22 protein-coding genes are annotated in these 11,085 nt (G+C 50.5%); 1 reads left to right on the top strand and 21 read right to left on the bottom strand.

Annotated elements, in window-relative coordinates:
• From rplR to rpsJ, 18 genes are all read right to left on the bottom strand, one after another.
• Complete coding sequence (gene rplR, locus ACQE3Y_RS20190) at nucleotides 1-354, bottom strand: 50S ribosomal protein L18 (protein WP_038629765.1); 354 nt, start codon at nucleotides 352-354, stop codon at nucleotides 1-3.
• A 9-nt stretch (nucleotides 355-363) separates the two neighbouring features.
• Complete coding sequence (gene rplF / locus ACQE3Y_RS20195; protein WP_085068462.1) at nucleotides 364-897, bottom strand: 50S ribosomal protein L6; 534 nt, start codon at nucleotides 895-897, stop codon at nucleotides 364-366.
• An 11-nt stretch (nucleotides 898-908) separates the two neighbouring features.
• Nucleotides 909-1,301, bottom strand: coding sequence for a 30S ribosomal protein S8 (gene rpsH, locus ACQE3Y_RS20200; RefSeq protein WP_017374146.1), 393 nt, complete (start codon nucleotides 1,299-1,301; stop codon nucleotides 909-911).
• 33 nt (nucleotides 1,302-1,334) lie between these two features.
• Nucleotides 1,335-1,640 carry a 30S ribosomal protein S14 gene (rpsN, locus tag ACQE3Y_RS20205; protein WP_085068464.1) on the bottom strand — a complete coding sequence of 102 codons (306 nt, stop codon included), beginning with the start codon at nucleotides 1,638-1,640 and terminating at the stop codon, nucleotides 1,335-1,337.
• Nucleotides 1,641-1,654: 14 nt separating this feature from the next.
• Nucleotides 1,655-2,194, bottom strand: a complete 540-nt coding sequence (rplE, locus tag ACQE3Y_RS20210) for a 50S ribosomal protein L5 (protein WP_038629762.1) — start codon at nucleotides 2,192-2,194, stop codon at nucleotides 1,655-1,657.
• A gap of 14 nt (nucleotides 2,195-2,208) precedes the next feature.
• Nucleotides 2,209-2,523 carry a 50S ribosomal protein L24 gene (gene rplX, locus ACQE3Y_RS20215; RefSeq protein ID WP_038629761.1) on the bottom strand — a complete coding sequence of 105 codons (315 nt, stop codon included), beginning with the start codon at nucleotides 2,521-2,523 and terminating at the stop codon, nucleotides 2,209-2,211.
• A 10-nt stretch (nucleotides 2,524-2,533) separates the two neighbouring features.
• The gene (rplN, locus tag ACQE3Y_RS20220; RefSeq protein WP_038629760.1) at nucleotides 2,534-2,905 is read right to left on the bottom strand and encodes a 50S ribosomal protein L14; all 372 of its coding nucleotides are present in this window, start codon (nucleotides 2,903-2,905) and stop codon (nucleotides 2,534-2,536) included.
• A 441-nt stretch (nucleotides 2,906-3,346) separates the two neighbouring features.
• Nucleotides 3,347-3,601, bottom strand: a complete 255-nt coding sequence (gene rpsQ / locus ACQE3Y_RS20225; RefSeq protein ID WP_003850147.1) for a 30S ribosomal protein S17 — start codon at nucleotides 3,599-3,601, stop codon at nucleotides 3,347-3,349.
• Nucleotides 3,601-3,792: a 50S ribosomal protein L29 gene (gene rpmC, locus ACQE3Y_RS20230; protein WP_426982386.1), complete on the bottom strand. Its 192-nt coding sequence runs from the start codon at nucleotides 3,790-3,792 to the stop codon at nucleotides 3,601-3,603. Before rpmC ends, rpsQ begins: the two co-directional genes overlap by 1 nt.
• A complete protein-coding gene (rplP, locus tag ACQE3Y_RS20235; protein ID WP_008927134.1) occupies nucleotides 3,792-4,202 on the bottom strand; it encodes a 50S ribosomal protein L16 in 411 nt (136 codons plus the stop codon). The genes rpmC and rplP overlap by 1 nt, the downstream gene beginning before the upstream one ends.
• Nucleotides 4,203-4,214: 12 nt before the next feature.
• The gene (gene rpsC / locus ACQE3Y_RS20240) at nucleotides 4,215-4,916 is read right to left on the bottom strand and encodes a 30S ribosomal protein S3 (RefSeq protein ID WP_085068468.1); all 702 of its coding nucleotides are present in this window, start codon (nucleotides 4,914-4,916) and stop codon (nucleotides 4,215-4,217) included.
• 17 nt (nucleotides 4,917-4,933) lie between these two features.
• Nucleotides 4,934-5,266, bottom strand: coding sequence for a 50S ribosomal protein L22 (gene rplV, locus ACQE3Y_RS20245; RefSeq protein WP_007891659.1), 333 nt, complete (start codon nucleotides 5,264-5,266; stop codon nucleotides 4,934-4,936).
• A gap of 14 nt (nucleotides 5,267-5,280) precedes the next feature.
• Complete coding sequence (rpsS, locus tag ACQE3Y_RS20250) at nucleotides 5,281-5,559, bottom strand: 30S ribosomal protein S19 (RefSeq protein ID WP_004929772.1); 279 nt, start codon at nucleotides 5,557-5,559, stop codon at nucleotides 5,281-5,283.
• Between the two features lie 16 nt (nucleotides 5,560-5,575).
• Nucleotides 5,576-6,397, bottom strand: coding sequence for a 50S ribosomal protein L2 (gene rplB, locus ACQE3Y_RS20255; RefSeq protein ID WP_085068470.1), 822 nt, complete (start codon nucleotides 6,395-6,397; stop codon nucleotides 5,576-5,578).
• Between the two features lie 17 nt (nucleotides 6,398-6,414).
• On the bottom strand, nucleotides 6,415-6,717 hold the full coding sequence (rplW, locus tag ACQE3Y_RS20260; protein WP_085068472.1) for a 50S ribosomal protein L23: 303 nt from the start codon (nucleotides 6,715-6,717) through the stop codon (nucleotides 6,415-6,417).
• Nucleotides 6,714-7,319, bottom strand: a complete 606-nt coding sequence (gene rplD / locus ACQE3Y_RS20265; RefSeq protein WP_085068474.1) for a 50S ribosomal protein L4 — start codon at nucleotides 7,317-7,319, stop codon at nucleotides 6,714-6,716. Before rplD ends, rplW begins: the two co-directional genes overlap by 4 nt.
• Nucleotides 7,320-7,329: 10 nt before the next feature.
• Entirely contained in the window at nucleotides 7,330-7,959 is a 630-nt protein-coding gene (rplC, locus tag ACQE3Y_RS20270) for a 50S ribosomal protein L3 (RefSeq protein ID WP_038629754.1), read from the bottom strand.
• Nucleotides 7,960-7,991: 32 nt separating this feature from the next.
• Nucleotides 7,992-8,303 (bottom strand): 30S ribosomal protein S10, encoded by a 312-nt coding sequence (gene rpsJ / locus ACQE3Y_RS20275; protein WP_001181005.1) that lies wholly within the window; start codon nucleotides 8,301-8,303, stop codon nucleotides 7,992-7,994.
• Between the two features lie 383 nt (nucleotides 8,304-8,686).
• Here rpsJ and ACQE3Y_RS20280 point away from each other — a divergent pair, with 383 nt between their 5' ends.
• Nucleotides 8,687-9,469, top strand: coding sequence for a prepilin peptidase (locus ACQE3Y_RS20280; protein WP_426982387.1), 783 nt, complete (start codon nucleotides 8,687-8,689; stop codon nucleotides 9,467-9,469).
• On the opposite strand, the gene bfr is transcribed toward ACQE3Y_RS20280, so the two are convergent.
• The 3 genes from bfr to ACQE3Y_RS20295 all read right to left on the bottom strand — a co-directional run.
• On the bottom strand, nucleotides 9,453-9,929 hold the full coding sequence (gene bfr, locus ACQE3Y_RS20285; protein ID WP_250651552.1) for a bacterioferritin: 477 nt from the start codon (nucleotides 9,927-9,929) through the stop codon (nucleotides 9,453-9,455). The two genes, ACQE3Y_RS20280 and bfr, sit on opposite strands and share 17 nt — an antisense overlap.
• A gap of 84 nt (nucleotides 9,930-10,013) precedes the next feature.
• Complete coding sequence (gene bfd / locus ACQE3Y_RS20290; RefSeq protein ID WP_250651551.1) at nucleotides 10,014-10,208, bottom strand: bacterioferritin-associated ferredoxin; 195 nt, start codon at nucleotides 10,206-10,208, stop codon at nucleotides 10,014-10,016.
• A gap of 175 nt (nucleotides 10,209-10,383) precedes the next feature.
• The coding region (locus ACQE3Y_RS20295) for an EF-Tu/IF-2/RF-3 family GTPase (RefSeq protein WP_426982388.1) at nucleotides 10,384-11,085 on the bottom strand (702 nt) is incomplete at its 5' end.

Genomic DNA, 11,085 nt, shown 5'->3' on the forward strand with positions numbered 1-11,085 from the left:
TTAGAACTGAAGGCCAGCTTCACGGGCAGCTTCTGCCAGTGCCTGGACGCGACCATGATATTGGAAACCGGAACGGTCGAAAGCAACGTCTTTGATGCCTTTTTCCAGCGCGCGCTCAGCGATAGCTTTACCTACAGCAGACGCAGCGTCTTTGTTGCCGGTGTACTTCAGTTGTTCAGAGATAGCTTTTTCTACAGTAGAAGCAGCAACCAGAACTTCAGAGCCGTTCGGGGCGATGACCTGTGCGTAAATATGACGCGGGGTACGATGTACCACCAGGCGAGTAGCACCCAGCTCTTTGATCTTGCGACGTGCGCGGGTCGCACGACGGATACGAGCAGATTTCTTATCCATAGTGTTACCTTACTTCTTCTTAGCCTCTTTGGTACGCACGACTTCGTCGGCGTAACGAACACCCTTGCCTTTATAAGGCTCAGGACGACGGTAGGCGCGCAAGTCAGCCGCAACCTGGCCGATCAGCTGTTTATCAGCACCTTTCAGTACGATTTCAGTCTGAGACGGACATTCTGCAGTGATTCCCGCAGGCAGAGCGTGTTCAACCGGGTGAGAAAAACCCAGTGACAGATTCACGACATCGCCTTTAACGGCTGCACGATAACCTACACCAACCAGCTGCAGCTTCTTAGTGAAGCCTTCGGTAACACCGATAACCATTGCGTTCAGCAGCGCACGGGCAGTACCCGCCTGCGCCCAGCCATCAACGAAGCCTTCGCGCGGAGCGAAAGTCAGAGCGTTGTCAGCATGCTTAATTTCAACAGCATTATTGATAGTACGAGTCAGCTCGCCGTTTTTACCTTTAATCGAAATTTCCTGACCGTTGAGTTTTACCTCTACGCCGGCAGGAACAACGACAGGTGCTTTAGCAACACGAGACATTTTTTCCTCCGTTAAGCTACGTAGCAGATAATTTCGCCACCAAGACCAGCCTGGCGCGCTGCACGATCAGTCATAACACCTTTAGAGGTAGAAACAACAGCAATACCCAGTCCAGCCATTACCTTCGGCAGCTCATCTTTTTTCTTATAGATGCGCAGGCCAGGACGGCTAACACGTTGAATGCTTTCTACCACAGCTTTACCCTGGAAATACTTAAGAGTCAGTTCCAGTTCCGGCTTGATGTCGCCTTCGATTTTGAAATCTTCAATATAACCTTCTTCCTTCAGCACGTTGGCGATTGCCACTTTCAGCTTGGAGGAAGGCATGGTGACCGCAACTTTGTTCGCGGCCTGACCGTTACGGATACGGGTCAGCATATCCGCGATCGGATCTTGCATGCTCATCTGTCTTTACTCCCGTGATTCAATTGGTGACAATTACCAGCTAGCCTTTTTCAGACCCGGGATTTCACCGCGCATAGCGGCTTCACGGACCTTGATACGGCTCAACCCGAACTTCCGCAGGAAACCATGCGGACGACCTGTTTGACGGCAGCGGTTACGCTGACGAGACGGGCTGGAATCACGCGGCAGACTCTGCAGCTTGAGAACAGCATTCCAACGATCTTCGTCGGAGGCGTTCACATCAGAAATGATCGCTTTCAGTTCGACGCGTTTTGCGAAGAATTTGTCTGCTAATTTCTCACGCTTGACTTCGCGTGCTTTCATTGATTGCTTAGCCATTAAGTAACCCTACCTTACTTGCGGAACGGGAAGTCAAAAGCAGCCAGCAGAGCACGGCCTTCATCATCAGATTTCGCAGTAGTGGTAATGGTGATATCCAAACCACGAACGCGATCGACTTTGTCATAGTCGATTTCTGGGAAGATGATCTGCTCACGGACGCCCATGCTATAGTTACCACGACCATCGAAAGACTTCGCAGACAGGCCACGGAAGTCACGAATACGCGGTACAGCAATAGTGACCAGACGCTCAAAGAACTCCCACATGCGTTCGCCACGCAGAGTTACTTTACAGCCGATCGGATAGCCCTGACGGATTTTGAAGCCTGCAACTGATTTGCGTGCTTTGGTGACCAGCGGTTTTTGACCGGAGATTGCTGCCAGGTCAGCTACTGCGTTATCCAGCAGCTTTTTGTCAGCGATCGCTTCACCAACACCCATGTTCAGGGTGATCTTCTCGACCCGAGGGACTTGCATGACAGAATTGTAGCCAAACTCAGTCATGAGTTTTTTAACTACTTCGTCTTTGTAGTAATCATGCAGTTTCGCCATCGTACTACTCCAAATTACTTGATAGTTTCGCTGTTAGACTTGAAGAAACGGACTTTTTTGCCGTCTTCGAATCTAAAGCCTACACGGTCAGCCTTGCCGGTAGCCGCATTGAAGATAGCAACGTTAGAAACCTGAATTGCAGCTTCTTTTTCAACGATGCCGCCCGGTTGGTTCAGAGCCGGAACCGGCTTCTGATGTTTCTTCACCAGGTTGATACCTTCAACAATGACCTTGCCAGAAGACAGGACATTTTTTACTTTACCGCGCTTACCTTTATCTTTACCGGTCAGCACGATAACTTCGTCATTACGACGGATTTTCGCTGCCATTGCTCGCTCCTTAGAGTACTTCTGGTGCCAGGGAGATAATTTTCATGAACTTTTCATTACGAAGTTCACGAGTTACCGGCCCAAAAATACGCGTTCCGATAGGCTGCTCGCTGTTATTGTTCAGAATAACGCATGCATTACCATCGAAGCGAATGACAGAACCGTCAGGGCGACGAACACCCTTCCTGGTGCGCACCACTACCGCCTTAAGCACATCACCTTTTTTCACTTTACCACGCGGAATTGCTTCCTTGATGGTAACTTTGATGATGTCGCCTACGCCTGCGTAGCGACGGTGCGAGCCACCCAGAACCTTGATACACATTACGCGACGTGCACCGGAGTTGTCGGCGACGTTCAGCATAGTCTGTTCTTGGATCATTTTAGTGCTCCGCTAATGTCAACTACTACTTCGGGACCCAAACAGAGGGTCGTTAGAAAGCCCCATAATTGAGGGCGCGGCATTATAACACCGGTCCCCGCAGATGGGTAGAAAAAATAAACGGCTCCTGTCGAGCCGATATTTGAACCTGTAATTTAAGGAACGCGACATTCTAAGGAATTGTTCACTATGTAGCAATCGTAATCTGCACACTTCTTCATCTTATTGATGGTTATTCTTCAACGCGGGGCTTGATAAGCGGATTAAGGCACTGAGTAAGCGCTAAATGTTAACCACAGCATTAACTTCGCTATGACAAACGGCAGGCGCAACCTCGTTAATTAAGATCATTACGTCGTGGGCAGTGGGCAGACACGCAATCGCAGGCAAAAAAAAACCCTCTGCCAGAGGCAGAGGGTTTCAATAAGAAAGGAGATTCTATTACAGAACCGCTTTCTCAATAACGCGAACCAGAGTCCAGGACTTAGTCTTGGACAGCGGGCGGCATTCGCGGATTTCTACCACGTCGCCGATACCGCATTCGTTGTTCTCGTCATGGATGTGCAGCTTAGTCGTACGCTTAATGAATTTACCGTAGATCGGGTGCTTCACGAAACGCTCGATAGCAACAACTGCAGATTTCTGCATTTTGTCACTAACAACACGACCTTGCAGAGTACGAATTTTATCGGTCATTACGCACCCGCCTTCTCATTCAGTAAAGTTTTAACGCGTGCAACATCACGGCGCACATTCTTCAGCAGATGACTCTGCTGCAGCTGGCCAGATGCTGCCTGCATGCGCAGGTTGAACTGCTCGCGCAGCAGGTTAAGCAGCTCAGTGTTCAGCTCTTCAACGCTTTTTTCACGCAGCTCTTTTGCTTTCATTACATCACCGTCTTAGTAACAAAGGTGGTTTTGATAGGCAGTTTTGCTGCTGCCAGCTTGAATGCTTCACGGGCCAGCTCCTCCGGTACGCCGTCCATTTCATACAGGACTTTACCCGGCTGGATCAAGGCAACCCAATACTCCACGTTACCTTTACCTTTACCCATACGCACTTCCAGCGGCTTCTCGGTGATCGGTTTGTCCGGGAATACACGGATCCAGATCTTACCTTGACGCTTAACTGCACGGGTCATAGCACGACGTGCTGCTTCGATCTGACGAGCAGTCAGACGACCACGGCCAACAGCTTTCAGACCGAAAGTACCGAAGCTCACATCCGTACCGGCAGCCAGACCACGGTTGCGGCCTTTGTGCACCTTACGGAATTTTGTACGCTTTGGTTGTAACATCAGCGACTCTCCTTACTTACGGCCTTTACGCTGCTGCTTTTTCGGTTGAGCAGCCGGTTTTTCCGGTTGTTCAACAGCAGCCATACCACCCAGGATCTCACCTTTGAAGATCCATACCTTAACGCCGATTACACCATAAGTGGTGTGCGCTTCTGAGGTGTTGTAGTCGATGTCAGCACGCAGGGTGTGCAGCGGTACGCGACCTTCGCGGTACCATTCGGTACGTGCGATTTCTGCGCCGCCCAGACGGCCACTAACTTCAACTTTAATACCTTTAGCGCCCAGACGCATTGCGTTCTGTACAGCACGCTTCATCGCACGACGGAACATCACGCGACGCTCCAGCTGAGAAGTGATGCTGTCAGCAACCAATTTCGCGTCCAGTTCCGGTTTACGGACTTCGGCGATATTGATCTGCGCCGGTACGCCAGCGATATTCGCTACGACGTTACGCAGTTTTTCTACGTCTTCGCCTTTTTTACCGATAACGATGCCCGGGCGAGCGGTGTGAATGGTCACACGGATGCTTTTAGCCGGACGTTCGATAACGATGCGCGAAACAGACGCTTTAGCCAGTTCTTTAGTCAGGAACTGACGCACTTTAAAATCGCTGTCCAGGTTGTCAGCGAATTCTTTGGTATTAGCGAACCAGGTAGAGTTCCAGGGTTTAACAATACCCAGTCGAATACCATTAGGATGTACTTTCTGACCCATTGCTAGTCTCCAGAGTCTCAGCGATCGGACACAACCACAGTAATGTGGCTGGTGCGCTTCAGGATGCGATCTGCACGACCTTTCGCACGCGGCATAATGCGCTTCATGCTTGGGCCTTCGTCGACGAAAATTTTCGCGACTTTCAGATCGTCGATATCAGCGCCATCGTTGTGTTCTGCGTTAGCAATGGCAGATTCCAGAACTTTCTTGACCAGTACAGCCGCTTTTTTATTGGTGTAGGTCAGGATGTCCAGAGCCTGCGACACTTTCTTACCGCGAATCAGGTCAGCCACCAGGCGAACCTTTTGAGCAGAAGAACGAGCGTGGCGATGTTGAGCAATAGTTTCCATCTCTTCCTCCTGCCTTAGCGTTTCTTGGCTTTTTTATCAGCCGCGTGACCGCGATAAGTACGAGTCGGCGCGAATTCACCCAGTTTGTGACCAACCATTTCGTCGGAAACAAAGACAGGTACGTGCTGACGACCATTATGGACAGCGATGGTCAAACCGATCATATTTGGAAAGATCGTTGAACGACGGGACCAAGTGCGCAGGGGCTTCTTGTCACCGCTTTCCACCGCTTTCTCTACCTTCTTCAGCAAGTGCAGGTCAATAAATGGACCTTTCTTGAGAGAACGTGGCATGGCTTATCCTCTAATATTATTTGCTACGGCGACGTACGATAAATTTATCAGTACGCTTGTTGCTACGGGTCTTCTTACCTTTGGTCTGAACGCCCCACGGAGTTACCGGGTGCTTACCAAAGTTACGACCTTCACCACCACCGTGCGGGTGATCAACTGGGTTCATCGCAGTACCACGAACGGTCGGACGAACACCACGCCAGCGGGCAGCACCTGCTTTACCCAGAACGCGCAGCATATGCTCAGCGTTACCGACTTCGCCCAGAGTAGCGCGGCAGTCAGATTCGACTTTACGCATTTCACCTGAACGCAGACGCAGGGTTACGTAGGAACCTTCACGCGCAACGATCTGCACGTAAGCACCAGCAGAACGAGCAATCTGACCGCCCTTGCCTGGTTTCATTTCTACGTTATGAACAGTGGAACCAACTGGGATGTTACGCATCGGCAGGGTGTTACCTGCTTTGATCGCAGCATCAACGCCAGACTGAATCTGGTCGCCAGCTTTCAGGCCTTTAGGGGCCAGGATATAACGGCGTTCGCCATCTTTGTACAGAACCAGCGCGATGTTCGCGGAACGGTTCGGATCGTACTCAAGACGTTCAACAACTGCCGGGATACCGTCTTTGTTGCGTTTAAAGTCAACGATACGGTAAGCCTGCTTATGACCACCACCAATGTGACGCGTGGTGATGCGGCCATTGTTGTTACGGCCACCGGATTTGCTGTTTTTTTCCACCAGCGGAGCAAATGGTTTGCCCTTGTGCAGCTCTGGGTTCACCACTTTAACTACGTGGCGACGACCCGGAGATGTCGGTTTACATTTAACAATTGCCATTGTTCTTCTCCTCCGACTTACTCTGCGCCGCCGACGAAGTCCAGATTCTGGCCTTCTTTCAGGGTGACGTAAGCTTTCTTCCAGTCGCTACGACGACCAATACGCTGTCCATGACGCTTAACCTTGCCTTTAACGACCAGGGTGTTTACGTCTTTGACTTCAACTTCGAAAAGTTTCTGCACAGCGGCTTTGATTTCTGCTTTGGACGCGTCTTTCGCAACTTTGAGAACGATGGTATTGGTTTTTTCCATCGCGGTAGACGCTTTTTCAGAAACGTGCGGTGCGCGCACTACTTTCAGCAGACGTTCTTCACGGATCATGCCAGCATCTCCTCAACTTGCTTAACTGCGTCAGCAGTCATAACGACTTTGTCGAAGGCGATCAGGCTAACCGGATCGATACCCGCTGCATCGCGCACGTCAACCTTGTACAGGTTACGCGCAGCCAGGAACAGATTCTCATCCAGTTCACCGGTGATGATCAGCACGTCTTCCAGCGCCATATCTTTCAGTTTCTGTACCAGCAGCTTGGTTTTCGGCGCTTCTACAGAGAACTGCTCGACAACGATCAGACGATCCTGACGTACCAGCTCGGACAGAATGCTTTTCAGCGCGCCGCGGTACATCTTTTTGTTAACTTTTTGACTGTGATCCTGCGGCTTCGCAGCGAAAGTCACACCACCTGAACGCCAGATTGGGCTCTTAACAGAACCTGCACGCGCACGGCCGGTGCCTTTCTGGCGCCACGGTTTTTTACCGGAACCAGTTACTTCAGCACGGGTTTTCTGGGCACGAGTACCTTGACGAGCACCAGCTGCATAAGCAACAACAACCTGATGTACCAGCGCTTCGTTGAAATCACGACCGAAGGTAGTTTCGGAAACAGTCAGCGCGCTTTGCGCGTCTTTCAATACTAATTCCATTGCTATCCCCTTACGCCTTCACAGCTGGTTTAACGATCAGGTCGCTACCGGTAGCACCGGGAACTGCACCTTTAACCAGCAGCAGGTTGCGCTCAGCGTCAACACGTACTACGTCCAGGCTCTGAACGGTTACGCGCTCATTACCCAGCTGACCTGCCATTTTTTTGCCTTTGAACACTTTGCCCGGAGTCTGGTTCTGACCGATAGAACCCGGAACGCGGTGAGACAAGGAGTTACCGTGTGTAGCATCCTGGGTACGGAAGTTCCAGCGCTTAACAGTACCGGCGAAACCTTTACCTTTGGAGGTACCAGTCACGTCAACTTTCTTAACGTCAGCGAAAATTTCAACGCTGATGTCCTGGCCAACGGTATATTCTTCACCTTCAGCGGTGCGGAATTCCCACAGACCACGGCCAGCTTCTACGCCAGCTTTAGCAAAATGACCTGCTTCAGGTTTGGTCACACGGTTTGCTTTTTTAGCACCGGTGGTAACCTGGATGGCGCGGTAACCGTCGCTGTCCAGACCTTTAACCTGAGTAACGCGGTTTGCTTCAACTTCGATAACGGTTACAGGGATAGAAACGCCTTCTTCAGTGAAGATGCGGGTCATACCCACTTTTTTACCGACTAAACCAATCATTGTTTCAACCTCTCAATCGCTCGATGACCTGATTAACCCAGGCTGATCTGCACGTCTACACCGGCAGCCAGATCCAGACGCATCAGAGCATCAACGGTTTTTTCAGTTGGCTCAACGATGTCAACCAGACGCTTGTGAGTGCGGATTTCATACTGATCGCGCGCGTCTTTGTTAACGTGCGGGGAGATCAGAACGGTAAAGCGCTCTTTGCGGGTCGGCAGCGGGATCGGACCACGTACCTGCGCACCAGTGCGCTTGGCGGTCTCAACGATTTCCGCGGTTGATTGATCGATCAGACGATGATCAAACGCTTTAAGACGGATACGGATTCTTTGGTTCTGCATGAGACCAGAGCTCCAATTATTTTATAAACGAAAAAAATTACTCCTCACACCCATTACGATTGATGGGGGAGTGTAATCGTTCAGCATATAACTCCCCAATCGGGAGTATTGTCAGGCCAGGCGAGATCCGACTAGCCTGCGATTCTGCTCGAATCGCGCTTGCAATATTAGCAGGCCCGCGCATTATACGGGAATTCGCTCAGATAGCAACCCATCGAATACTATTGCCCTAAAAAAGTGGAAGCCAAAGCGCATGCTTATTGGGTGCAGCGCAACAGTCGCTTTTTCTTTGCGAGTCCACTTCAGTGTCAGATATGCGGCAGGAGACAGCATTTGTGCCAGGCCTTATCCTGAAATGACTATCAGGGATAAAAGGGAATTTTATGTTGGCGCTTTTTCTTTCAGGGCTGGCAGGGCTCACTACAGGAAGCTTCCTCTGCCTGGCTGCCGATCGCTATCAGCCCGGCTTTACCTCACGGCAATGGCTCTTTACGCTTGCCCTCCCCGCTTCGCACTGCGCCGGGTGTGGCCACCGTCTTCAACTCAGCGAGCTGGTGCCGGTTTACAGTTGGTGCAGATACCGGGGCAAATGCCGTTACTGCCAGATAACGCTTCCGCTGCGTTTGGTTATCACGGAGGTGCTAACCTGCCTGCTCTTTGTCTTACTGGTCGGTTGTCAAAGTTCTCTGGTCCCGCTGATGTTTCTACTGCTGTTCAGTGCAGCACTAATTGTGCTCAGCCTTATTGACCAGCGTTATTTCATATTGCCTGACGCAGTTACGCTTCCTCTGTTATGGCTGGGCCTGCTATATCATTTGACGCTGTGTCAGGAACGGTTAGCCTCGGCGGTAGCAGGCGTTTTACTCGGCTGGCTTTCTCTGTGGACACTCTACTGGGGATTTTTGGCGGTATGTCGTCAGGAAGGGATTGGATATGGCGATATAAAACTCTTTGCTGCATTAGGCGCGTGGAGCGGCTGGCAAATGCTGCCTTTGATTGCATCCATTGCCGCATTATCTGGCCTGGCGCTTTTTGTTTGTAGTGGTCTGTGTAACAAAGCTGCCGGCTGGCAACGCCGACAGCCATTTGGCCCTTGTCTGGCTATAGCGGGCTGGGCTGTACTCTTCTGGCAAACGCAGGCGGGTAACGTTACTCCTCTTCCCTGATTTGCGCCTGAAGATAGTTTTGGATACCCATTTTTTGGATTAAATCCAGTTCGGTTTCCAGCCAGTCGATATGCTTCTCTTCATCTGCCAGGATTTCAATCATCATATCCCGGCTGACGTAGTCATAAATCTTATCTGCCCAGGCGATGGCTTCACGCAGATCTTTCGCCCCTTCCATCTCAAGCGCCAGATCGGAACGCAGCATCTCCTCTACATCTTCACCAATGCGTAAACGGCCCAAATCCTGAAGATTTGGAATACCCTCCAGAAAAAGTATGCGTTCAATGTATTTGTCCGCATGCTTCATCTCATCAATGGACTCGTGATACTCCACATCATTCAAGCGCATCAGTCCCCAGTTTTTGAACATCCGCGCATGGAGAAAATACTGATTAACCGCAACCAGTTCATTTCCCAATAGTTTATTCAAATGGCTTATGATTTTTGCATCGCCTTTCATTACGCTTCCTCCGCTTCCAGTTAATTAGAGCGTAGATGCGGTTAGAAAGAAGTCAAAAAGGCAACGGAAAAACTGTGGGTATACTTAGGCGATCTCTTTATACAGCGGCGGATTCTTCAGCTCTTCATCCATGATTTCACGTACTGCACGAATACACTTCCCGCATTGCTTACCAACCGGCACCAGATGACGCAGTTGTTGAATAGATTTTGGCTGATAACGCCGAACAACTTCACGTACGGTTTTATCGCTTATCGCATTACACAGGCAGACGTACATTTATATGCTCCAGTACAAATACTGAACGCAGTTTAAATGAGAATGATTTTTATTTCAAACCTGCACTTTGTAGGGATTAAGAGGGGAAACGATCCAAGGGTAAGGATAAAAAAAGGGCGCCGAAGCGCCCTTTTCGTTGAATAAATACCGAAGCATTTATTCGCATTAAAGCTTATTAAGCAATAATTTTAGCAACAACGCCCGCGCCTACGGTACGGCCGCCTTCACGGATTGCGAAACGCAGACCGTCGTCCATCGCGATCGGGTGGATCAGGGTAACAACCATTTTGATGTTGTCGCCCGGCATTACCATCTCAACGCCTTCCGGCAGTTCAACGGAACCAGTCACGTCAGTAGTACGGAAGTAGAACTGAGGACGGTAGCCTTTGAAGAACGGAGTGTGACGGCCGCCTTCGTCTTTGGACAGAACGTAAACTTCTGATTCAAAGGTGGTGTGCGGCTTGATGGAGCCCGGCTTAGCCAGAACCTGGCCACGCTCGATCTCTTCACGCTTGATACCACGCAGCAGAACACCAACGTTCTCACCAGCCTGACCCTGATCCAGCAGTTTGCGGAACATTTCAACGCCGGTACAGGTAGATTTCGCCGTATCTTTGATACCAACGATTTCAACTTCTTCACCAACTTTGATCACGCCACGCTCAACACGACCGGTAACAACGGTACCACGGCCAGAGATTGAGAATACGTCTTCGATCGGCAGCAGGAACGGCAGATCGATAGCGCGCTGCGGGTCAGGGATGTAAGAATCCAGGTGACCAGCCAGCTCGATGATTTTCTCTTCCCACTCTGCTTCGCCTTCCAGCGCTTTCAGCGCGGAACCGCGAACGATCGGAGTGTCGTCGCCCGGGAAGTC

Origin of the sequence: Pantoea sp. FN0305, assembly GCF_050113845.1 — a bacterium.
GTDB lineage: Bacteria > Pseudomonadota > Gammaproteobacteria > Enterobacterales > Enterobacteriaceae > Mixta > Mixta alhagi.

Bases quoted from the DNA above. Each gene is read 5' to 3' on its own strand.
- rplB (WP_085068470.1), bottom strand. From the start codon at position 6,397: ATGGCAATTGTTAAATGTAAACCGACATCTCCGGGTCGTCGCCACGTA.
- rplR (WP_038629765.1), bottom strand. From the start codon at position 354: ATGGATAAGAAATCTGCTCGTATCCGTCGTGCGACCCGCGCACGTCGC.
- rplD (WP_085068474.1), bottom strand. From the start codon at position 7,319: ATGGAATTAGTATTGAAAGACGCGCAAAGCGCGCTGACTGTTTCCGAA.
- rplE (WP_038629762.1), bottom strand. From the start codon at position 2,194: ATGGCGAAACTGCATGATTACTACAAAGACGAAGTAGTTAAAAAACTC.
- rpsH (WP_017374146.1), bottom strand. From the start codon at position 1,301: ATGAGCATGCAAGATCCGATCGCGGATATGCTGACCCGTATCCGTAAC.
- rpmC (WP_426982386.1), bottom strand. From the start codon at position 3,792: ATGAAAGCAAAAGAGCTGCGTGAAAAAAGCGTTGAAGAGCTGAACACT.
- rpsN (WP_085068464.1), bottom strand. From the start codon at position 1,640: ATGGCTAAGCAATCAATGAAAGCACGCGAAGTCAAGCGTGAGAAATTA.
- bfr (WP_250651552.1), bottom strand. From the start codon at position 9,929: ATGAAAGGCGATGCAAAAATCATAAGCCATTTGAATAAACTATTGGGA.
- rplW (WP_085068472.1), bottom strand. From the start codon at position 6,717: ATGATCCGTGAAGAACGTCTGCTGAAAGTAGTGCGCGCACCGCACGTT.
- rpsS (WP_004929772.1), bottom strand. From the start codon at position 5,559: ATGCCACGTTCTCTCAAGAAAGGTCCATTTATTGACCTGCACTTGCTG.
- rplC (WP_038629754.1), bottom strand. From the start codon at position 7,959: ATGATTGGTTTAGTCGGTAAAAAAGTGGGTATGACCCGCATCTTCACT.
- rpsQ (WP_003850147.1), bottom strand. From the start codon at position 3,601: ATGACCGATAAAATTCGTACTCTGCAAGGTCGTGTTGTTAGTGACAAA.
- rplF (WP_085068462.1), bottom strand. From the start codon at position 897: ATGTCTCGTGTTGCTAAAGCACCTGTCGTTGTTCCTGCCGGCGTAGAG.
- rplX (WP_038629761.1), bottom strand. From the start codon at position 2,523: ATGGCAGCGAAAATCCGTCGTAATGACGAAGTTATCGTGCTGACCGGT.
- rplP (WP_008927134.1), bottom strand. From the start codon at position 4,202: ATGTTACAACCAAAGCGTACAAAATTCCGTAAGGTGCACAAAGGCCGC.
- ACQE3Y_RS20280 (WP_426982387.1), top strand. From the start codon at position 8,687: ATGTTGGCGCTTTTTCTTTCAGGGCTGGCAGGGCTCACTACAGGAAGC.
- rpsC (WP_085068468.1), bottom strand. From the start codon at position 4,916: ATGGGTCAGAAAGTACATCCTAATGGTATTCGACTGGGTATTGTTAAA.
- rplN (WP_038629760.1), bottom strand. From the start codon at position 2,905: ATGATCCAAGAACAGACTATGCTGAACGTCGCCGACAACTCCGGTGCA.
- bfd (WP_250651551.1), bottom strand. From the start codon at position 10,208: ATGTACGTCTGCCTGTGTAATGCGATAAGCGATAAAACCGTACGTGAA.
- rpsJ (WP_001181005.1), bottom strand. From the start codon at position 8,303: ATGCAGAACCAAAGAATCCGTATCCGTCTTAAAGCGTTTGATCATCGT.
- rplV (WP_007891659.1), bottom strand. From the start codon at position 5,266: ATGGAAACTATTGCTCAACATCGCCACGCTCGTTCTTCTGCTCAAAAG.